Annotated in this window: 18 protein-coding genes; 7 read left to right on the top strand and 11 right to left on the bottom strand. The window is 73.3% G+C overall.

From position 1 onward, the window contains the following. Positions 1-46: 46 nt before the first annotated feature. Positions 47-1,027: an aldose epimerase family protein gene (locus AB0C84_RS04285; protein ID WP_361060989.1), complete on the bottom strand. Its 981-nt coding sequence runs from the start codon at positions 1,025-1,027 to the stop codon at positions 47-49. After that, on the bottom strand, positions 1,024-1,986 hold the full coding sequence (locus tag AB0C84_RS04280; RefSeq protein WP_339155702.1) for a LacI family DNA-binding transcriptional regulator: 963 nt from the start codon (positions 1,984-1,986) through the stop codon (positions 1,024-1,026). Before AB0C84_RS04280 ends, AB0C84_RS04285 begins: the two co-directional genes overlap by 4 nt. A 145-nt stretch (positions 1,987-2,131) precedes the next feature. On the opposite strand from AB0C84_RS04280, the gene AB0C84_RS04275 reads away from it, so the two are divergent. The 3 genes from AB0C84_RS04275 to AB0C84_RS04265 are packed head-to-tail and all read left to right on the top strand — an operon-like array spanning position 2,132 to position 6,065. Continuing rightward, positions 2,132-3,019 (top strand): NAD(P)-dependent oxidoreductase, encoded by an 888-nt coding sequence (locus AB0C84_RS04275; RefSeq protein ID WP_361060987.1) that lies wholly within the window; start codon positions 2,132-2,134, stop codon positions 3,017-3,019. A 37-nt stretch (positions 3,020-3,056) separates the two neighbouring features. Beyond that, positions 3,057-4,100 carry a mandelate racemase/muconate lactonizing enzyme family protein gene (locus AB0C84_RS04270; protein WP_361060985.1) on the top strand — a complete coding sequence of 348 codons (1,044 nt, stop codon included), beginning with the start codon at positions 3,057-3,059 and terminating at the stop codon, positions 4,098-4,100. 30 nt (positions 4,101-4,130) lie between these two features. Beyond that, complete coding sequence (locus AB0C84_RS04265) at positions 4,131-6,065, top strand: DUF6807 family protein (RefSeq protein ID WP_361060983.1); 1,935 nt, start codon at positions 4,131-4,133, stop codon at positions 6,063-6,065. Here AB0C84_RS04265 and AB0C84_RS04260 read toward each other — a convergent pair. Beyond that, positions 6,052-6,543 (bottom strand): hypothetical protein, encoded by a 492-nt coding sequence (locus AB0C84_RS04260; RefSeq protein ID WP_361060981.1) that lies wholly within the window; start codon positions 6,541-6,543, stop codon positions 6,052-6,054. The genes AB0C84_RS04265 and AB0C84_RS04260 overlap by 14 nt on opposite strands. Positions 6,544-6,772: 229 nt before the next feature. Here AB0C84_RS04260 and AB0C84_RS04255 point away from each other — a divergent pair, with 229 nt between their 5' ends. From AB0C84_RS04255 to AB0C84_RS04245, 3 genes are all read left to right on the top strand, one after another. Continuing rightward, on the top strand, positions 6,773-7,066 hold the full coding sequence (locus tag AB0C84_RS04255; protein WP_258943953.1) for a hypothetical protein: 294 nt from the start codon (positions 6,773-6,775) through the stop codon (positions 7,064-7,066). A 137-nt stretch (positions 7,067-7,203) separates the two neighbouring features. After that, the gene (locus AB0C84_RS04250) at positions 7,204-8,244 is read left to right on the top strand and encodes a permease (RefSeq protein ID WP_361060979.1); all 1,041 of its coding nucleotides are present in this window, start codon (positions 7,204-7,206) and stop codon (positions 8,242-8,244) included. Beyond that, a complete protein-coding gene (locus AB0C84_RS04245; RefSeq protein WP_361060977.1) occupies positions 8,241-8,990 on the top strand; it encodes a TIGR03943 family protein in 750 nt (249 codons plus the stop codon). Before AB0C84_RS04250 ends, AB0C84_RS04245 begins: the two co-directional genes overlap by 4 nt. An 18-nt stretch (positions 8,991-9,008) precedes the next feature. Here AB0C84_RS04245 and AB0C84_RS04240 read toward each other — a convergent pair whose 3' ends face one another. The 5 genes from AB0C84_RS04240 to AB0C84_RS04220 form a co-directional block, all read right to left on the bottom strand. Beyond that, a complete protein-coding gene (locus tag AB0C84_RS04240; RefSeq protein ID WP_361060976.1) occupies positions 9,009-9,995 on the bottom strand; it encodes a pectate lyase in 987 nt (328 codons plus the stop codon). A 17-nt stretch (positions 9,996-10,012) separates the two neighbouring features. Beyond that, positions 10,013-11,773 (bottom strand): rhamnogalacturonan lyase, encoded by a 1,761-nt coding sequence (locus AB0C84_RS04235; RefSeq protein ID WP_361061358.1) that lies wholly within the window; start codon positions 11,771-11,773, stop codon positions 10,013-10,015. Between the two features lie 290 nt (positions 11,774-12,063). Beyond that, positions 12,064-12,627, bottom strand: coding sequence for a SigE family RNA polymerase sigma factor (locus AB0C84_RS04230; protein WP_361060974.1), 564 nt, complete (start codon positions 12,625-12,627; stop codon positions 12,064-12,066). Between the two features lie 294 nt (positions 12,628-12,921). Further along, positions 12,922-13,833, bottom strand: a complete 912-nt coding sequence (locus AB0C84_RS04225; protein ID WP_339155709.1) for a glycoside hydrolase family 19 protein — start codon at positions 13,831-13,833, stop codon at positions 12,922-12,924. Beyond that, the gene (locus tag AB0C84_RS04220; RefSeq protein ID WP_179845561.1) at positions 13,833-14,369 is read right to left on the bottom strand and encodes a lytic polysaccharide monooxygenase auxiliary activity family 9 protein; all 537 of its coding nucleotides are present in this window, start codon (positions 14,367-14,369) and stop codon (positions 13,833-13,835) included. Before AB0C84_RS04220 ends, AB0C84_RS04225 begins: the two co-directional genes overlap by 1 nt. 548 nt (positions 14,370-14,917) lie before the next feature. Between AB0C84_RS04220 and AB0C84_RS04215 the strand changes: the two genes are divergently transcribed. After that, entirely contained in the window at positions 14,918-16,525 is a 1,608-nt protein-coding gene (locus tag AB0C84_RS04215; protein ID WP_361060971.1) for an FAD-dependent oxidoreductase, read from the top strand. Positions 16,526-16,550: 25 nt separating this feature from the next. On the opposite strand, the gene AB0C84_RS04210 is transcribed toward AB0C84_RS04215, so the two are convergent. From AB0C84_RS04210 to AB0C84_RS04200, 3 genes are read right to left on the bottom strand one after another with little or no spacing between them, the layout of a single operon-like run. Beyond that, the gene (locus tag AB0C84_RS04210; protein ID WP_361060969.1) at positions 16,551-16,982 is read right to left on the bottom strand and encodes a protein-tyrosine phosphatase family protein; all 432 of its coding nucleotides are present in this window, start codon (positions 16,980-16,982) and stop codon (positions 16,551-16,553) included. Beyond that, complete coding sequence (locus tag AB0C84_RS04205; protein ID WP_361060967.1) at positions 16,979-17,533, bottom strand: CGNR zinc finger domain-containing protein; 555 nt, start codon at positions 17,531-17,533, stop codon at positions 16,979-16,981. The genes AB0C84_RS04210 and AB0C84_RS04205 overlap by 4 nt, the downstream gene beginning before the upstream one ends. 53 nt (positions 17,534-17,586) lie before the next feature. Then, on the bottom strand, positions 17,587-20,085 hold the full coding sequence (locus tag AB0C84_RS04200) for an ATP-dependent Clp protease ATP-binding subunit (protein WP_361060965.1): 2,499 nt from the start codon (positions 20,083-20,085) through the stop codon (positions 17,587-17,589). Between the last annotated feature and the right edge of the window lie 97 nt (positions 20,086-20,182).

The raw sequence follows: 20,182 nt of genomic DNA, 5'->3' as shown, positions 1-20,182 counted from the left end.
GCCAGATTGTTGCGGGTTGCGAGCTGTTACTACAACCGATTGCAGTTCAGGCATGTCCGAAGCGATAGGTGGTGACCGAAACGTGCTCCTGGCCGGGCCGCAGGACCGCGGACGGGAAGGCGGGCCGGTTCGGCGCGTCGGGGAACCGCTGGGTCTCCAGGCACAACCCGGCGAACGGGCCGTAGGGCGTGGCGACGCCGTCCAGCATGTGACCGGTGTAGAACTGGACGCCCGGTTCGGTGGTGGTGACCTCCATCGTCCGCCCGCCGGCCGGATCGGCGACCGTCACCCGGCCCTGGAGCACGAAGCAGTGGTCGTAGCGGCCGCCGCGCCGCGCGCCCACAGGGGTGGGGACGGTGAAGTCGAACGGCGTCCCGGCGACCGGGACCGGCAGGCCCGTGGGGATCTTCCCCCCGTCCACCGGCAGGTAGCGGTCGGCCTCCATCGCCACCACGTGGCCGCGCACGTCGCCCGTGCCGGACAGGTCGAAGTAGGAGTGGTTGGTCAGGTTGACCACCGTGGGGGCGTCGGTCGTGGCCCGGTACTCCAGCCGAAGCGCGTCGCCGTCGAGCGCGTACCGGACGCGAGCGCGCAGCTCGCCGGGGTAGCCCTCCTCGCCGTCCGGGCTCACCAGGCTCAGCACCAGCTCCGCCGGGCCCGCCGACTCCACGCGCCACACCCGCTTGTCGAAGCCGCGGACGCCGCCGTGCAGGCTGTGCTCGCCGTCATTGGCGGCGAGCCGGTGCTCCCTGCCGTCGAGCGTGAACCGGCCCCGGGCGATGCGGTTGGCGTACCGGCCGACGACCGCGCCGAAGTAGCGGCTGCGGTGCAGGTAGTCGTCCAGCGTGGGGAGGCCCAGGACGACGTCGGCGCCGTCCGCGACCTCCAGCCGCTGGAGGATCGCGCCGTAGGTCAGGACGCAGGCGCGCAACCGCCCGTTGTCGAGCACGTGCCGTTCGACCCGTTCGCCTTCGGGCGTGACACCGAACGCGGGCGTGGCTCCGGTGGCGCCGTCGTGCAGCCTCATGGGATTCCTTTCGGGGGAGCGGTGGACTCGCGGACGACCAGGTGCGTCTCCAGGACGGTGGCGGCGCTCATCGACTTGATGAGCAGGTCGACGGCCATGCGCCCGGCGTCGGCCGCGGGCATCGCGACCGTCGTGAGCTTCGGCCGGTGCAGCCGCCCGGTGACGCTGTCGTCGACGCCGATCACGCTGACGTCGCCTGGCACGCTGACGCCCCGCTCCTCCAGCGCCTCGATGAGGCCGATGGCGACGAGGTCGTTGTAGGCCAGCACTCCGGTGACCCCCGCCTCGGCCACCCGTTCGGCGACGGCGGCGCCGCCCTCCTCGGTGGGGGCGTTCGGGCCGATGACGAGCGTGTCGAGCCCGGGCACCTCGCCCACGGCCCGGCGGATCTCGCCGCTCGTCCAGGAACCGGCCGGCCCGGCGACGAGGGCGACCCGCCGGTGGCCGAGCCCGGCGAGGTGCCCCATCGCGGCGCGGGCGCCCTGGGCGACGTCCATCACGACGGTCGGCACCCCGCGCATCCGCCGGTTGACCAGCACGAACGGGATCGTCTCGGCCAGCCTCTCCAGCGCCTTGTTGGACGAGCGCGGGCTGCACAGCACGATGCCGTCCACCTGCTTGGAGAAGGCCTGGACGAGGTCCTGCTCCTCCACGGGGTTCTCGTCGGTGTCGGCGACGAACAGGTGGTAGTCCTGGCCGCGGGCGGCGGCCTGGGCCGCCTTGATCAGCGGGGGGAAGAACGGGTTGGCGAGGTCGGCGACGATCAGGCCGAGGTTGCCGGTCCGGCCCGTGGTGAGCGCGCGGGCCGCCCGGTTCGGCCGGTAGCCGAGCTTCTCGGCCACCGCGAGGACCCGGGTCCGCGTCTCGGCGTTGACCATGTGGGGCGCGGAGAAGGTCCGCGACACCGTCGACACATGCACGCCGGACGCGTGCGCCACATCCCGGATCGTCACTGCCATGACGGCCATCCTAACGCAACCGTTTGCACGTCATGGCCAGCACATCAGAGTGTTTCACCTGGTCAACCGTCGATGCTTGACGTATGGCCGGTGATCGAGCGATCGTTACTGCAACTGTTTGCAGGAGATCGAAGGAGCCGACGCGGTGAGCAGAGTGCTCGTCACCGGAAGCGCGGGCCGGCTGGGCCGCAGCGTCGTGACCGTGCTGGCGGCCGCCGGGCACGAGGTGATCGGCGTCGACACCGCCCCCGGCACGCCCCCGGACGCCGCCGCCACCCTACCGGCCGACCTCACCGACCTCGGCGAGGCCCATTCGGCCCTCACCCGGTTCCGGCCGGACGCGGTCGTCCACCTCGCCGCGATCGCCGTCCCCTTCGGCCGGACGGACGCCACGACGTTCCGCGTCAACACCCAGCTCGCCTTCAACGTCTGCGCGGCCTCGGTCGCGCTGGGCGTGGAGCGCCTGGTCGTCGCCAGCAGCCCCACGGTGATGGGCTACGGCGCGCCCGGCGGCTGGACGCCCGACTACCTGCCGCTGGACGAGAGGCACCCGGCCCGGCCGTGGAACGTCTACAGCCTGTCCAAGCTGGTCGCCGAGCAGACCGTGGAGACGTTCGCACGCTCGGCGGAGGGCACGCGGATGGCCGCGTTCCGTCCCTGCTTCGTGGTCGCGCCCGAGGAGTGGGAAGGCGCCCCCACCCAGTCGGGCCACACCATCCGCGAGCGGCTGGACCGGCCCGAGATCGGCGGCGCCTCCCTGTTCAACTACCTCGACGCCCGCGACGCGGGCGCCTTCGTCGACGCCCTCCTCGCCGGGCTTCCCCGGCTGGAGCTCAACGGCGAGGTGTTCTTCGCGGGCGCCGCCGACGCGCTGGCCCGCGATCCGCTGGCCGAGCTGCTGCCCCGCTTCGTCCCGCAGGCGAAGGGGCCCGCCGGGGCGCTCACCGGCTCCTCCCCCGCGTTCTCCTCCGCCAAGGCCGAGCGGCTGCTCGGCTGGACCGCCGAGCGCAGCTGGCGCACCGAGCTCGCCTAGTCCCGAAGGGACGGTCGCCCATGGAACGGGTACCGGCATGATCAAGGATCTGACCGTCGCGGCGCGGTCGGTGCCGCTGGCCCGGCCGTGGGGCGCGGACGTGCCCCGCAACCACGTCCTGGTCGTCACGCTCACGCTCGGCGACGGGCGCTCGGGCACCGGCGTCTCCTGGACCCCGCAGGTCGGGGCGCACGCGATCAAGGCGCTGCTGGAGCACGACGTCCGGGACGCGGTGATCGGCCTTCCGGCGCACCCGGGCGTCGTCTGGGACCGGCTGTCGGCCGTCCTCGGCGAGGCGGGCCGGAGCGGGATCGTCCCGCTCGCGATGGCCGGGGTGGACCTCGCCCTGTGGGATCTGGAGTGCGGTGAGCGTCCGCTGGCAGAGGTTCTCGGGGCGCGGCGCGAGAGCGTTCCCGTCTACGGCAGCGGCGTCAACCTGCACTACACGCTGGACGAGCTGACCGCCCAGGCGGAGCGGTGGGTCGCCGCCGGGTACCCCGCCGTCAAGGTCAAGGTGGGCCGCTCCTCGCTCGCCGAGGACGTCGCGCGGGTCGCCGCCGTCCGCGCGGCCGTCGGCCCGGACACCGCGCTGATGATCGACGCCAACCAGCGGTGGGACCTGCACCGGGCCCGGACCGCGCTGCGGGCGCTGGAGCGGTTCGACCTGTTCTGGATCGAGGAGCCGCTGCCCGCCGACGACGTCGCCGCCCACGCGGAGCTGCGCCGCCACGTCGGCACGCCGATCGCGGTCGGGGAGAACGTCGCCACGGCGCACGGCTTCCGCGACCTGCTCACCGCCGGCGCCTGCGACGTCGTCCAGCCGAACGCCGTGCGCGTCGGCGGGATCACCCCGTTCCTGCGCATCGCGGACCTCGCCCGCGTCTTCGGCGTGCCCGTCTACCCGCACCTGCTCACCGAGCTGTCCGGGCAGCTCGCCCTGGCGCTGCACCATCCCGCGATGGTGGAGCTGGTCGAGGACGCCTCGCTCACCGACCTCGGCCTGCTCGCCGCCCCGTCCCCCGTGGAGATCATCGGGACGGAGCTGCGCGCGACGGGCGCCCCGACGAGGTGGGCGCGGTGACGAGGTGGGCGCGGTGACGAGGTGGGCGCGGTGACGCCGGTGCGGGTCGTGGTGGCGGGGGTGCACGGCTACGGGCGCCACCACCTGGACAACGTCGCCCGCCTCGCCGCGGCGGGCCGGGCCCGGCTGGCGGGCGTGTGCGACCTGCGGCCGCCGTCCGGGCTCGGGGTGCCCGTCTCGGCGGACCTGCCCGCCCTGATCCGCGAGACCGGCGCGGAGATCGCGGTGATCGCCACCCCGATCCACACGCACGCCCCGCTGGCCGTGGCGGCGCTCGAAGCCGGGGCGCACGTGCTCCTGGAGAAGCCGCCCGCGCCGTCCGTCGAGGAGTTCTCCCGGATCTCCGAGGCGGTGGCCCGGACCGGGCTGGCCTGCCAGGTCGGCTTCCAGTCGCTCGGCTCGGACGCGATCCCCGCCGCCCGGGAGCTGCTCGGCCCGGTGCGCGCCATCGGGGTCGCCGGGGCGTGGAGCCGGCCGTTCGGCTACTACACCCGCTCGGCCTGGGCGGGCCGCCGCAGGCTGGACGGCGCCGACGTCATGGACGGCGCCCTCACCAACCCCTTCGCCCACGCGGTCGCGACCGCCCTGGCCGTCGCCGGCGCGGACACGGCCGCGGCGATCGCCGGCGTCGAGCTGGAGCTGTACCGGGCCAACGCGATCGAGTCCGACGACACCTCCAGCGTCCGGCTCCGGCTCGCGGACGGGACCGTCATCGCGATCACCGTCTCGCTCTGCTCCGACCGGCGCACCGAGCCCTACCTGCACCTGCACGGTCGCGACCGGTCCGCCCGCCTCTTCTACACCGTCGACGAGATCGAGATGGACGGGGCCGTCACCGGCTTCGGCCGGGCCGACCTGCTCGGCAACCTCGTCGCACATGTGCGGGACGGCGCCGGCCTCCTGGTGCCGCTCGCGCGCACGGGCGGCTTCACCCGGCTGCTCGACGCGATCCGGCTCGCCCCCGACCCGCGTCCGATCGAGGGGCGGTTCGTCCGGGCGGAGCCGTCCCGGCTGGTCCTGCCCGGCATCGAGGACCTGGCCGTGCGCGCCGCCGCGGAGCTGAAGACCCTCTCCGAGCTGGGCTTCCCCGGCAGCCTGGGATCCGTGCGGGCACCCTGGCCGCGGACCGCGCTACGCGTCGGCGACCGTGAGGTGGCCGACTACGTCCAGCGCGGCGACCTCCAGGCCGCCGACGCGCCGCGCCCCCACCTGCACCCCGTCCGGACCCTCGGCGGGACGGTCGTCACCGAGAGCCGCCCGGACGACCACGTCCACCACCTCGGGGCCGGCGTCGCGATCTCCGACGTCGACGGGGTCAACTTCTGGGGCGGCTCGACCTACGTCCGCGGCGAGGGGCCCAGGATGCTCGCCGACCACGGGCGGCAGAGGCGCCGCTCGCTCCGTCCCGTCGACGGCGGCTACGCGGAGGACCTCGACTGGACCGGACCGGACGGCACCGTCCTCGCCACCGAGGAGCGGACCCTGACGGCGCGGGCCCTGACACCGCCGACCGGGCCGGAGGCGTGGGCGCTGGACTTCGCGTTCGCACTCACCGGCCGGACAGGGCGCCCGCTCGTCCTGCGAAGCTCGGCCTGCAAGGGCCGCACCGGCGCCGGATACGGCGGCTTCTTCTGGCGCGCGCCCAAGGACTCCACCGGCCTGGACGTCTTCACCGGCGAGGCCTCCGGTGAAGGGGCCGTTCACGGCAGCGTCACCCCCTGGCTGGCGCTGACCTCGGATGCGTGGAGCCTGGTGTTCGTCCAGACCGCCGGGCTCGATCCCTGGTTCGTCCGCGTCGCCGAGTACCCCGGCGTCGGGCCCGCGCTGGCGTGGGACGAGCCGCGGACCGTCCCGGAGCGGCTGGAGCGGGCGATCACCGTGATCGTCGCCGACGGGCGCCTCGCCCCCGACCGCGCCGGCACCCTCGCGGCGGCGCAGGCGACCGGGCGGGTCAGCCGGAGGTGAAGACCTCCGCGGCGGCGGTCCTGCGGAGATCTTCGAGGACGTCGATCTGCCTCTGTGCGCGGTCGTGCAGCTTCTCCAGCTCGGCCGCGTCCAGGTCCGGCGTCCGATCGGCGAGGGCGCGCAGCGTGCGCCAGCCGGCCGCCTTGCCCTCGACGGCCAGGCGCAGGAACTCGTACTCCACGACATCGGTCAGCGGGGAGCGCTCCTTCAGGCTGCCGTTGAACTTGAGCCGCCCCGCCTTCTCGGCCACGGACAGCGCGATGCTCTTGTAGTGCCGGACGGGGATGCCGAGCGAGGCCATGACGGCCAGCAGCGCTCCCCGGTCGGCGGCGATCTCGTCGGCGAGCCGCCGCAGCCGCTCCTCGTCCGGCCTGCCCTGGTGCGCCTGGGCGAGCGCGCGAGAGCGTCCCACGCCGGCCGCCGCGCCCGCGAGGTGATCGTTCAGGTAGATCGCCAGGAATGGTCCAGCCGTCTCCATCGGGGTCCTCTCGGATATGAGGGCCGCGGCCCTGCTCTTCGGCCATGGCGGCCCGTCGCTGACGCACCTCGCGGTACCCGGCGGGCGGGCGGGTACTCGCCGCCGGTCCCTCGGACCGCGCCCGCGGGAGGCCGCCGGACACCGACACGTCCGGAGTGGGCAAAAACCGGCCAATGCCTGCTTGTGCAGGTGAACGCCCGGGTACGGCCCGACCGACCAAGGGGGGAAAATGATCAAGACACTGCACAAGCGCGGCATCAGGTCGCACCACATGTACACGGCGGGACTCGGGTCGATCGGCCTCGCGCTCGCGTCCTGGGCGCTGTCCACCCGGCTGGAGGAGCAGGGCATGGACCGCGCCGACCGATGGGGCATCTTCGTCGGCGAATGGGCCCCGACCTTCTTCGCCATCGGCGTCGCCATGCGCCTGGAGGAGATGCGCGAGGAGGGCGGCGGGATCCCGCAGCAGCGCGGCGAGATGGAGGAACGGGTCGGCGGCCGCGCGTCCCACGCGATGCGCTGACGCCCACGCCGGCGGACCCCCGGGCGCCCGCGCGTCCCGGCGCCCGAGGGTCGCGAACGGCGGCGTGACCCGGGCCGTCGCGGGGGCGCCCGGCCGGGCCGCGGATCTCGGGCGGCGCGGGGGCGGGCTCTGGAACGATGGCCTGCATGATCGAACGCGCCGGGCCGCGGGTGGCCGAGGAGGAGGTGCTCCCTCCGGCGGAGTGGGGGCGCGAGCGGGGTGCGGCGCCCGGAGCGCGCGCGGCCTGGGCGTTCGGCGCGCTGGCGGCGTCGCTCGTGCTCGGACGGACATGGGCGGCGCCGCACATCGGCGCGCGGGCCCTGGACGCCTGGGCGACGATCTTCGTGGCGGTGTGCGTCCAGGCGCTGCCGTTCCTCGTCTTCGGCGTCGCGCTGTCGGCCGCGATCACCGCGTTCGTGCCCGCGTCGGTGTGGCGGCGGGTGCTGCCGCGCCGGCCGGCGGCGGCGGTGCCGGTCGCGGGCGCGATGGGGGCGGTCCTGCCGGGGTGCGAGTGCGCGTCGGTGCCGGTCGCGGGCGGTCTGATGGCGCGCGGCGTGGCGCCCGCCGCCGCGCTCACGTTCCTGCTCGCCGCCCCCGCGATCAACCCCGTGGTGCTGGTCGCCACCGCGGTCGCCTTCCCGGGCAAGCCGGAGATGGTGGTCGGACGGTTCGCCGCGTCGCTGCTGGTGGCGGTGCTGGCCGGGTGGGCGTGGCTGCTGCTGGGCAGGCGCGAATGGCTGAGGGTGCCGTCCCGTCCGCACGCGCATGGAGCGGCCGGACGCCTGGACGCGTTCCGGCAGGCCATGCGGCACGACATCATGCACGCCGGAGGGTTCCTGGTCGTCGGCGCGGCGGCGGCCGCCACCATCAACGCCGCGGTGCCTTCGAACTGGGTCTCGTCGGCGGCGGGCGACGCCGTGGTGTCGGTCCTGCTCCTCGCGGTGCTGGCCGTGCTGATGTCCATCTGCTCGGAGGCCGACGCGTTCGTGGCGGCCAGCCTGTCGCAGTTCTCCACCACCGCGCGGCTGACGTTCCTGGTGGTCGGCCCGATGGTGGACCTCAAGCTGATCGCCCTGCAGGCGGGGTTCTTCGGCCGGAGCTTCGCGGTCCGGTTCGTCCCGCTGACGTTCTGCCTGGCGGTGGGGGTCAGCGCGCTGGTGGGAGGGCTGCTGTCGTGAGCAGGTCCGCGCAGAACCTGCTGCTCGTCCTGGTCGGCGGCGCGATGCTGTGGATCACGCTGGGCAGCGGCGAGTACGTCAACTACGTGCGGCCCGGGTTCCGCTACCCGCTGGTCGCCGCGGCGGTCGCGCTGGTCGTCCTGGGGGCCGCCGGGCTGCGCCGGGAATGGCGGGACACCGGCGACGACCCCCACGACGACGAGCACGACGACGAGCACGGCAGGCACGGCGGGCACGGTCCGGGCGTGGCGTGGCTGCTCTGCCTGCCCGTGCTGGCGATCTTCGTGATCGCGCCGCCCGCGCTCGGCTCGTTCACCGCCGCACGCGGCGCCGGCCGCGCCGCGCCGCCCCCGCCGTCCCCCGCCGAAGGCTTCGCCCCGCTGCCGAGGACGGGGGCGCCCGTCCCGATGAGCATGGGCGAGTTCATCGGACGCGCCTACGAGGCGCAGACGGGCGACCCCGCCTCGTTCGAGGGGGTCCCGGTGCGGCTGACGGGCTTCGTGTCCCCGCCGGCGAAGGGCGAGCGCGGCTGGCGCGTCACCCGGTTGAAGGTCGCGTGCTGCGCGGGGGACGCCATCCCGTTCCCCGTGATCGTGCGCGGCCTCCCGCGGCCGCCCGCCGACACGTGGGTGCGGGTCGACGGGGTGTGGGAGCCGCCCGCGCCCGGACGGCGGGCGACGGTCGTCCAGACGCTGCGCGGGCGGTCCCTCCAGCGGGTCGGCAGGCCCGGCGACCCCTACGAGTGACCTGGCCCGCCGTCCCGGTCAGACGTGGCCGACGCCGGCGCCCGCGGTGACGGTCGCCTTCACCGCACTGGCGGCCTCGGCCGTGTAGGAGTAGGGGATCGCCGCGACGGACCCGGAGTTGCGGGTGGCGGGCGTCCCGGAGTTTGCGAGGTAGTTGCCCTCGGCCTTGATGTTGCCCTGGTCGGACGACCCCTCCTGCAGCGAGGTGGGCTTCGCGACGTTCTCGAAGTAGTTGCGGTCGACGAAGACGCCGGCGTTCTCGGTGGACGCGATGCCGTAGCTTCCGATGCTCTTGTAGTAGTTGTTGAAGACGTGCACGGGGTTGGCGAAGCGCACCCGCGGATGCCGCTGCTTGGTGCCGTCGAACCAGTTGTGCACGTAGGTGACGCGCAGGTGACCGAGGTCCTCGCCCGCGTTGTCGTCGCTGTGGCCGAGCAGGGCGGTCTTGTCGTGGTCGTGGTAGTGGTTCCACGACACCGTGACGAAGTCGGACGCGCGCTTGATGTCGGTCAGGCCGTCGTACCCGTTGGACAGGTCGTTGTGGTCGATCCACACGTTCGTCGAGTACTGGACGTTGATCGCGTCGTCGCTCGCCCCGGTGAACGTGAGGTTGCGGATGATGACGTTGCGGGCCTGGGAGACGTTGAGCCCGCCGCCGGTGATCCGGCCGGACGTGCCGACGCCGATGACCGTCTTGTTGGACGCCACCTTCTGCATCCCCGACACGGCGATGGTGCCCGTGATCCGGATGACGTAGGGCGCGCTCGCGGTCGCGTACGTGTTGAGCTGGGACGCGTTGGTCGCGGTGACCGTGGCGCCGCCCGCGCCGCCGGTCGTGCCGCCGTTCATGCTCGCGTACCCGACCGGCGACGACTCGGCCGCGACGGCGGCTCTGGACTGGACGGAGTCGCCGGGCGGCACGGCGGCGCCCGAGACGCCGGACGCGGTCACGGCGGCGCCGGCGGCCACGGCCAGCGTCCCGAGGAGCGCGGTTCTGGTCTTCATGGCGGGATTCCTCCTTGTCACCGCACGTAGATCTGCGGCTGGGGTGGGGTGGACATGCCGTCCCCGAGGAAGAAGCTCGGGTGCGGCGGCTGGTTGTAGGCGGTGTTCTGCCAGGCCAGAGCGGCCCGGTACTGGGTGTCGTGCAGGAGCGTGTAGAGCTTGCGGTCGGTGACGTCCCGCGTCGTGTACACGCGGAGCCGGGTGTTGTCGGTGGTGGGCCAGACGACCTCCTCACGCCAGTCGCCGAACAGGTCGCCCGACAGTGACGGGACGGCCTTCGTGCCGTTGTTGGAATGCACGCCCGAAGCGGTGAGGAGCCGGGTGTCACCGGACGGGCCGTACTTGTCGATGCGCGTGCCGTCCAGGAGCTCGCGCACCGGGTCGGCGTCCCACCAGACGAGGAAGTTCGCCGAGGACGGCTTGCGGCCCGCGTTGTTGCCGGTGACGCTGCGCAGCTCCGAGACGGCCGCCGACCAGAACTCGGCGCCGGGACGTCCCGTCCAGATGTCCCCGGCGACGCCCCGGCCGTTGTCGCAGCACGCGGACGTCGACCACAGGACCCGCCCGTCGCGGGGATCGACGTAGAGCGAGGACGGCTGGCCCGACGACTCGCTGACCTTGAAGTACTCCAGGCCGGGCCGGGCCGGGTCGAAGTCGCCGAGGTGCTGGGCGTCGCCGTGGCCGGTGCGGGTCGTCCACAGGCCGCCGCCGTTGTCGTCGACCGCCATGGCGCCGTAGACGATCTCGTCCCGGCCGTCCTGGTCGACGTCCCCGGCCGACAGGCTGTGCGAGCCCTGGCCGTCGAAGCCGCGGCCGGTGTTGGTGGAGCTGTTGGTGTCGAACGTCCAGCGGCGGGTGAAGTGCCCGTCGCGCCAGTCCCACGCGGCGATCACGGTGCGGGTGTAGTAGCCCCGCGCCATGATCAGGCTGGGGCGGGCGCCGTCCAGGTAGGCGGTGCCCGCGAGGAAGCGGTCCACGCGGTTGCCGTAGGAGTCGCCCCAGGACGCGACACTGCCGCGCGCCGGCACGTAGTCGACGGTCTGGAGCGCGGCGCCGGTGCGGCCGTCGAACATGGTGAGGTACTCGGGCCCGGTGAGGACGTATCCGCTGGAGTTGCGGTAGTCGGCCGACGCGTTCCCGATCGCCTTGCCGGTGCCGTCGACGGTGCCGTCCGCGGTCTTCATCGCGACCTCGGCCCGGCCGTCGCCGTCGTAGTCGTAGGCCTGGAACTGGGTGTAGTGCGCCCCGGCGCGGATGTTGCGGCCGAGGTCGATCCGCCAGAGGCGGGCGCCGTCCAGCCGGTAGGCGTCGACGTAGACGTCGCTGGTGTAGCCGCTCTGCGAGTTGTCCTTGGAGTCGGACGGGTCCCACTTCAGCACGAACTCCAGGCGCCCGTCGCCGTCTAGGTCGGCGACGCTCGCGTCGTTGGCGCTGTAGCCGGACCCCGGCGGCTGGATCGGCACGTCCAGGTACCCGTCGCCGAACCGCAGCGACGGCTCGGAGGACGTCCCCTCGCCGCCGTTCACGATCGGCCGGACGGTGTAGGAGGCGTCGGCGGGCGCACCCTGGTCCCGGTAGTTCGTCGATCCGGTGACCGTGGCGACGCGGGTCGTCCCGCGGTAGAGGGCGAACGCGGTGGCGGGCGGGTCGGTGCCGAGCAGCCGCCAGCCGACGTAGTTGCCGTCGCCCGAGCGGACACTGATCAGGCCGCGGTCGAGGTCCTCGACCTGCCGCGCGACGGCCGCGCGGGCCGGGTGCGGCACGCCGGGAAAGGCCACGGCCGCGGCGACGGCCAGGGCGAGGTAACGGGGTTTCGGTCTCACAGACCACTTCCTTGGGAGCGGGGCGGGGAGCGCCCGAGAGCGGGTCTTCTCCCCCTAGTCGCGCCCTCACGCCAAAAAGGTTGCCGCCCGATCCCCACCCCGGAAGCCGCCATCGGAACCCGCAACCGGTCTGCGCCCGACGGCCCACAAGCCACAGCTCGACGCCCCCCCGGTCAGAACGTGGTTGATTCCGCGACTGGGGGTCGAGCTCACAAGGTGCCAGGTCAGTGGGACTTTCTGTGGTGTCAGTGTCGTGGGAGTTGATGATCCGGGGGCTGGGGGTCCGCTAAGTGGCGGGCCAGTTCGGCGACGGCCTTGGCGGTCTGGCTTTTCACGGTCCCGACCGCGACGCCCAGGACGCGGGCGGTGTCCTTCTCGGACATGTCGAAGCCGAAGCGCAGGACCACGCACGCGCGCTTGCGCTGGGGCAGGGTCCGGAGCGCCGCCCGCACGTCGACGACCGCCGGGACGTCGGGGTCGCGGACGCGGTCGTCCATCCGGGCGCCCAACCGCGCGGCCTTGTCGCGCTCGCGCACGAGGGCGCGGAGCCGGCTCCGCGCCATGTTGACGACCATCCCGCGCACGTAGGCGAGGGGCCGGTCGGCCGCGCGCACCCGGTCCCAGCGCTGCCAGGCGGCCGTCAGGGCCTCGGCGGCCAGGTCGTCGGCGCCGTCCTGGTCACCGAGCAGCAGGAACGCCAGCCGCGCCAGCTCGCGGTGGTGCCGCTGGAAGAAACGGTGGAACTCGGCGCGGGCGGACTCGTCCGGCGGACACTTGTGGGAGCGCTCCCAAAGAGCGTGCGGAAGCATCGTCACCGCCTTCGGTGGTCGACCGGGGGCGGGGCGCGGGTGGCGGTCCCGGCCCACCCCCGGCTGCGGTCAGAAAGCGCATTCAGAAAGCGCTTTCTCACGACCGTACGGACGCGCTCCTCGGCCCGTCAACAACTCTTTCACCGCACGGCTCACACGCCCTCCCGGAAACGGAACCGGAAACGGCGAACGGCCCGCACCCGGGATCACCGGGCGCGGGCCGTCACCGCTCAGGGGTCGGTGGCCGTCAGGGGCGTGGTCGCGGCGGGGTGGATTGTCGATGTAGTGAGGGTTTCAGCAGGTCAGGTTGTTTCCTGCGGGGACGCCTAGGATCTGGGTGAATCGCTGGTAGGCGTTCACCCTGCTCTGCACCTGGGCCGGGTTCCGGCCGTCGCATTCCAGGGCGCCGTTGATGCTGCGGATGGTCTCGCCGAAACCGCGGCCGTTGACCATCGCGCTGTGGCCGGTCATGGTGCCCGGGCCGTTCTGGGTCATCCAGTACCAGAGCCCGGTCCGCCAGGAGACCGACGCGTCCCGCTCCACGAGCCACGGGTTGTTCAGCAGGTCGAGGCCGAGGGCGTCGCCCGCCGCCTTGTAGTTGAAGTTCCAGCTCAGCTGGATGGGGCCGCGACCGTAGTAGGCCGCCTGTCCCGCCGGGCATCCGTAGGGCCGGCTCGCGTCGCAGTAGTGCGGGTAGTTCCCCGTGTTCTGCTCGACGACGTAGACCAGCCCGCCGGTCTCGTGGTTGACGTTGGCCAGGAAGGCGGCCGCCTCCTGCTTCTTCACCGTGTCGCTTCCGGTGGTGGCGAACGCGGGGAAGGCCGCCATGGCCGCGGTCAGGCCGCTGTAGCTGTAGAACGAGTTGCGGCTCGGGAACATCTGGGCGAACTGCGACTCGCTCACCACGAACCCGCCCTGGCCGGGCGGATCGCCGGGGTCGGGCGATCCGCCGCCGCAGGTCCCCTGGTCGGCCCACACGTCGGCGCGGCCCGGGGTCTCGTTCTGCGTCCACCACTTCGCCGACCAGTTGTGCCCGTTGTAGGACACCGCGGCGCCGCCGGTGTAGACGGCGGAGGAGCTCCACGCCGCCGCGCAGTCCGCGGCGGAGGCCCGCGCCATCGGCAGGACGGCCGGCAGCGTCCCCGCCGCGAGCAGGAGGGCGCCGGCCAGCCGCAGGGCGGCGCGGCGCGCCTTGCGGAACGGCATCACTGGACGTTCACGTCGACGCAGGCGTAGAAGGCGTTGGCCGTGTCGGCGATGTTCCAGATCGCCAGCACCTTCTGCCGCCCGGTGACGCCGCCGAGGTTGACCGAGTGCGAGACGGTGGCCGGGGGCTGCTGGTTGTTGCCGCTGACCACGGCGACGCGCCTGCCGCCGACGTAGTACTCGTAGTTCGAGGTGCGGTGCCGGGCGGTGAACGTCCAGGTGAAGGTGACGGTCTGGCCGACCGTCGTGGCCCTCCAGCCCTTGCTGTCGTCGTCGAGCTCCGCGAACTGCGCGTTTCCGCCGCTGCAACTGCGCAGGCCCTTCGGGCCTTCGACGCTCTGCGGCTCCCACTGGATGGAGCCGCACTGGACGATGTGCTGCGCGCACTGGGCCTGCCGGCTCATCGGCGCCGAGACGTACCCGTGGGCCCAGGCCGAGGTCGCCGGGATCACCACGGCGACGAGCGGGGCGATTCCGACGCCGGCCGTGATGGCGGCGATCCTGCGCGAACGCTTCGTGCGGGGGGTGGTCTTCATGCGGGGGGTCCTTGCGTGATGGGGGTGGTCATGAACGTCGTCGCGGCAGGACCTGCCGCGGGAGGGGAGCGGCGGCGCGTCGGCGGGGCGGGGAGCGGGAGCGGGGCATGAGCACTCCATCGGATAGGAAACTTTCCTATCGGATTTAGCGAACGGTAACCCCGCGCGCGATCGCGGGCAAGACTCCTCCGGAAACCGCCGGAACGGCGCCGCGGCAGCGCGGCCGGACCAGTGCAGGCGGGGAGGCGAACCAGCTGATTCCGGACGGGAGATTCGGCACCGTTTCCCGCACGCGCGCACCGGGGTCGGCGATATCTGCCAACGGGCCGTCCCGGATCCCGGGAAAGGGGCGCGGGCGGGGGTGAGGTTCCGGTCACCGGGACACCCCTTGGAGACCCGTCCCCGCCCTTCTACGATCGGGCCACCCATTTCTGTCGCCCGACCGGCGGGAACTCCCGCGTCCGGCCGGGACGGCGGCGCCGACAAGGGCCAGGCGCGGGCCCTCGTTAGCGGTCGCCTCGCTGCACGGCGTCCGCTGAGAGGAACACATGGACCGGAGCGCTGATTACGTCGTGGTGGGGGCCGGCAGCGCCGGCTGCGTGCTGGCCAGGCGGCTGGCCGAGTCCGGGGCGAGCGTCGTCCTGGTGGAGGCGGGCGGTCCGGACCGGACGCCGCTGGTCCGCAAGCCGGGGTTGATCGCCGTCTTCCACAACGTCCCGCAGCTGAAGAAGCGGCTGGACTGGGGCTTCTACAGCGCCCCGCAGAAGAGCGCGCTCGACCGGAGGATCCCGCAGGTCCGGGGGCGCGTGCTCGGCGGCTCGGGGTCGATCAACGGGATGCTGTTCGTGCGCGGCCACCGCAGAAACTACGACGACTGGGCCGCCGAGGGCTGCACCGGGTGGGGCTTCGACGACGTCCTCGACAGCTACCGGCGGATGGAGAACTGGGAGGACGGCGCCTCCGACCTGCGCGGCGCGGGCGGCCCGATCCAGGTGACCCGGCAGCGCGACCTCACGCCCGCTTCCGAGGCGTTCATCGAGGCGGTCGTCCAGACGGCGGGCGTCAAGCGCAACGACGACTACAACGGCGCCGAGCAGGAGGGCGTGGGGATCTTCCAGCAGAGCGTCGCGGACGGCCTGCGCTACAGCTCGTCCGTCGGCTACCTCGACGACCACGGCCTGCCGAACCTGACGGTCCTGACGAACGTGACCGTGCGGCGCGTCGTGATCGAGAAGGGGCGGGCGACGGGCGTCGAGGTCGCCGGGAAGAAGGGGGAGGCGACGATCCGGGCGTCCCGGGAGGTCGTCCTGTCGGCGGGGGCGTTCGGCTCCCCGCACCTGCTGATGCTGTCCGGCGTGGGCCCGGCGGCCCACCTGAAGGACCATGGCATCGAGGTGCGCGCCGACCTCCCGGTGGGCGACAACCTGCACGACCACATGTTCGTGCCGATGACGTTCGTCATGGACACGGCCCGCCACAAGGGCACCGCGCCCTACTTCGCCAAGGGCGTCGCCAAGGAGTGGACGAGGGGCGGGACGTGGGTCGCCCGCAGCGTCTTCGAGGCGGTCGGCTTCGTCCGCAGCGGGCAGGCGGGCGACGTGCCCGACATCCAGCTGCACGCGTTGCCGTGGTCGTACCCGTTCCCGAACCAGGACGCCCCGGTGCGGCACGCCGTCGACAAGCGGTCCGCGCTCACGATCATGCCGACGCTGATCTACCCGAAGAGCCGCGGCACGCTCCGGCTGGGGTCGGCGGACCCGTCGGCCGCGCCGGTCATCGACCCCGGCTACCTCACCGAGCCCGACGACGCCCGGCTGCTGCTGGACGGCATCGAGCTGGTCCGCGAGGTGATGGCGAGCCAGGCCATCGCAGGGGACGTCAAGGAGGAGCTGTCCCCCGGGCCGGGATACTCCGACCGGAAGGCCCTGGCCGAGGAGCTGCCGAACCGCGCCACGACCGTCTACCACCCGGTGGGCTCGTGCCGGATGGGCGCCGACGAGCGGGCCGTCGTCGACCCCGGGCTGCGCGTGCGCGGCATCGAGGCGCTCCGCGTGGCGGACGCGTCGATCATGCCGAGCATCATCGGCGGCAACACCAACGCCCCCAGCATGATGATCGGCGAGCACGCCGCGAAACTGATCCTCGCGGACACCTGAGCGGCCCCCGGGCCGCGTCCCGGGTTCAGGCCGGGAAACGGGTCACCCAGCGGCGTTGCCAGGGGGTTTCGACGGCACGCGGGTGATGGTGCTCGCGCGCCCAGGCGACGGCCTCGGACGGGGCCACCCCCGACAGGACCGCCAGGCAGGCGATGACCGTTCCGGTGCGGCCGACGCCGCCTCCGCAGGCGACCTCGACGGCGGTACCGGAGCGGGCCCGCTCGTGCAGGTCGCGGATCTGCCGGACGGCCTCGTCCCGGTCGCGGGGCAGCAGGAAGTCGGGCCAGTCGATCCAGGCGGACGGCCAGCCCAGCGCCGGCTCGTGCCTGCGGCGGAGGCGGCCGGAGCCCAGGTAGAGCCCGAAGTCGGGGGCCGGGCCGTCGGGGGCCGGGTTCCGCAGGCCGCGGCCCCGGATCGGGGTTCCGTCCGGGAGCCGGATCGCGCCGGTGAGCGTCATCGGGCCACCGCCCGGCGGCGCGCACGGTGGTTGGCGACGTTCTGCCTGTTCCCGCACAGTTCCGGCATGCAGTAGCGGCGGCGGCCGGCGCGGCTGGCGTCGGCGAACACGCCCCCGCAGCCGGGGGCGGCGCACGCGCGGAAACGATCGTGGCCGAGCGCCCGGACGAGGCCGAGCAGCGCGACGCCGGCGAGGGCGGCCACCTCGCCGACGAGGGAGGCGTCCCGGGCCGTCGGGACGTACCACCGCCACCGGCCGGACGGGTCGCGGCGCAGCACGGGCGCGAGCCCGGCGTGCCCGGCCAGCAGCGCCAGGCGCTCCACCGCCTCGTCCTCGGTCCCGGACTCCATGACGGCGCGCACCTCGCCGCGCAGGAAGCGGACCTTCTCGACGTCATCGGCGACCGGCGCCGCGACGTCGTACGCCGCGAGCAGGCCGGCCAGGTCGGCGGGCCCGGAGAGCGCCTCGGCGCCCCGGACGGTGGGCGACGTGCTGACGAGGTCGTTCGCGACCTCGACGCCCGTCGCGTAGTCGGCCATCGGGATGAGCACGCGTCCTCCTGCACCCGAGCACTTTTGTAAGGGTTATAAGAGGACTATAGCCATTACCCCATGGCGACGTCGAATTCGAGGCCGCCGTTCACCGCGGACACCTCGACATGCCCGCCGTGCCGCAGGTCGCCCGACAGGAGCAGGTCGGAGAGCCGGTCGTCCACCTCCCGCTGGATCGTCCGGCGCAGCGGCCGGGCCCCGAACTCGGGCTGGTAGCCGCGCTCGGCGAGCCAGTCCACCGCCTCGGTGCTGAACGCGACGGAGACGTCCTGGGCGCGCAGGCGGCGGCGCGTCTCGTCCAGCAGCAGGTCGGTGATCTGGCGGAGCTGGCCCTCCTCCAGGCGCCGGAAGACGATGATCTCGTCGATCCGGTTGAGGAACTCGGGCCGGAACGACTCGCGCAGCCGCCGCATGATCCGGTCGCGCAGCCCGGCGCCGCCGTCGCCGGACGTGCCGAAGCCGATCTCGGTGGTGCCGGTGATCAGCTCCGAGCCGAGATTGCTCGTCATGATCACGACGGTGTTGCGGAAGTCGACGGTGCGGCCCTGCGCGTCGGTGAGGCGCCCGTCGTCGAGCAGCTGCAGCAGGACGTTGAACACGTCCTGGTGCGCCTTCTCGATCTCGTCCAGCAGGATCACCGAGTACGGCTGGCGGCGCACGGCGTCGGTGAGCTGCCCCGCCTCCTCGTAGCCGACGTACCCGGGCGGCGCGCCCATCAGGCGGCTGACGGTGTGCCGCTCCTGGAACTCGCTCATGTCGAACCGGATCATCCGGTCCCGGCTGCCGAACAGGGCCTCCGCCAGCGCCTTGGCCAGCTCGGTCTTGCCGACACCGGTCGGGCCGAGGAACAGGAATCCGCCGATCGGGCGGTCCGGGTCGCCCATCCCGGCGCGGGAGCGCCGGACGGCCCGCGCCACCGCCGCGACCGCGTCCTCCTGCCCGATGACACGCTCGTGCAGGTGCCCCTCCAGGTTCGACAGGCGCTCCCGCTCGGCCTGCGTGAGCTGGGTGACGGGGACGCCGGAGATCCGCGAGACGACCTCGGCGATGTCCTCCGTGGTCACCTCCGGGACCGTGACCGGCCCGCCGTTCTCGCGCGTCGCGGTGAGGTCCTTCTCCAGCCGGGCGACCTCGTCGCGCAGTTCGGAGGCGCGCTCGTAGTCCTCGTCCGCGACGGCCTGGTCCTTCTCACGGCGCCGCTGGTCGAGGCGCTGCTCCAGCTCGCGGCGCCCGCCGTCGCGCGTGGAGCGCAGCCGGACGCGGGCGCCCGCCTGGTCGATGAGGTCGATCGCCTTGTCCGGCAGGAACCGGTCGGTCAGGTAGCGGCTGGACAGGTCGACGGCCGCGACGAGCGCCTCGTCGGAGAAGCGCACCTGGTGGTGCGCCTCGTACCGGTCGCGGAGGCCGCGCAGGATCTCGATGCTGTCGTCGGCGCTCGGCTCCGGCACCAGGATCGGCTGGAACCGCCGCTCCAGCGCCGCGTCCTTCTCGATGTTGCGGCGGTACTCGTCGATCGTGGTCGCGCCGACGACGTGCAGCTCACCGCGGGCGAGCGGCGGCTTCAGCATGTTCCCCGCCGACATCGCGCCCTCCGCGCTGCCCGCGCCCACGATCGTGTGGATCTCGTCGATGAACACGACCAGGCCCTCGGCGTGGTCGCGGATCTCGTCGACGAGCTTCTTCAGCCGCTCCTCGAAGTCGCCCCGGTACCGGGTGCCCGCGACGACGCCGCCCAGGTCGATCTGGACGATGCGCTTGCCGCGCAGCGTCTCGGGGACCTCGTCGTCCACGATCCGCTGCGCCAGCCCCTCGGCGATCGCGGTCTTGCCGACCCCCGGGTCGCCGATCAGCACCGGGTTGTTCTTGGTGCGCCGCGAGAGGACCTCGACCGTCTCCTCGATCTCGTCCTCGCGCCCGATCACCGGGTCGATGCGCCCCTCCCGGGCGAGGGCGGTCAGGTCGCGCCCGAACTCGTCCAGCGTGGGCGTCCCGCTCGGCTGCCCGCCGCCGCCGGGCGGCGGCTGCCCGGAGCCCCCGCCGGACGCCGCCTGCTGCAGCGAGTCGGGCGTCACGTGCTCGTGGTCGAGGATCCGCCCGGCGCTCGACCCCCGGTCCAGCGCCAGCGCGAACAGCAGGTGCTCGGGCCCGATGTAGGACGATCCGAGCGCCCGCGAGACCTGGTGCGAGTCGAGCAGCGCCCGCTTGGCGGAGGGGGTCAGCTCGGGCGGGACGTCCCGGGGCTCACCGCGCCGGGCGTGGTCCTCGATCTCCTCCCGGATCTTGTCCGGGTCCGCGCCGGCGCGCGCCATCCACTGCCGCGTCCCCTGCTGCCGCGTCGCCGCCCACAGCAGGTGATCGGTGTCGAGATCGTCGCTGCCCCACTGCGCCGCCTGCGCGGCGGCGTCCCGCACCAGCTCCCGCGCGGGCTCGCTCATCAGCCGCGCGAGGCTGATCCGCTCCATGGGCCGCCGGTGCGCCCGCGCCCCGAAGAAGCGGGCGAGCATCTCCTCGAACGGGTCCATTCCCCCTGGCCCGTACCATCCCGCGGTCATCTCCGAAAACCCCCCGGTAGTCGAAGGACACGTCATAACGACGGACATCCCCCTGCCCATGGCATGCCCCAGGAAACCCCCACGCCAACCGTCCCGC

Origin of the sequence: Actinomadura sp. NPDC048955 (genome assembly GCF_040649435.1) — a bacterium.
GTDB lineage: Bacteria > Actinomycetota > Actinomycetes > Streptosporangiales > Streptosporangiaceae > Spirillospora > Spirillospora luteofluorescens.
This window is presented reverse-complemented; position numbering and strand designations above follow the sequence as displayed.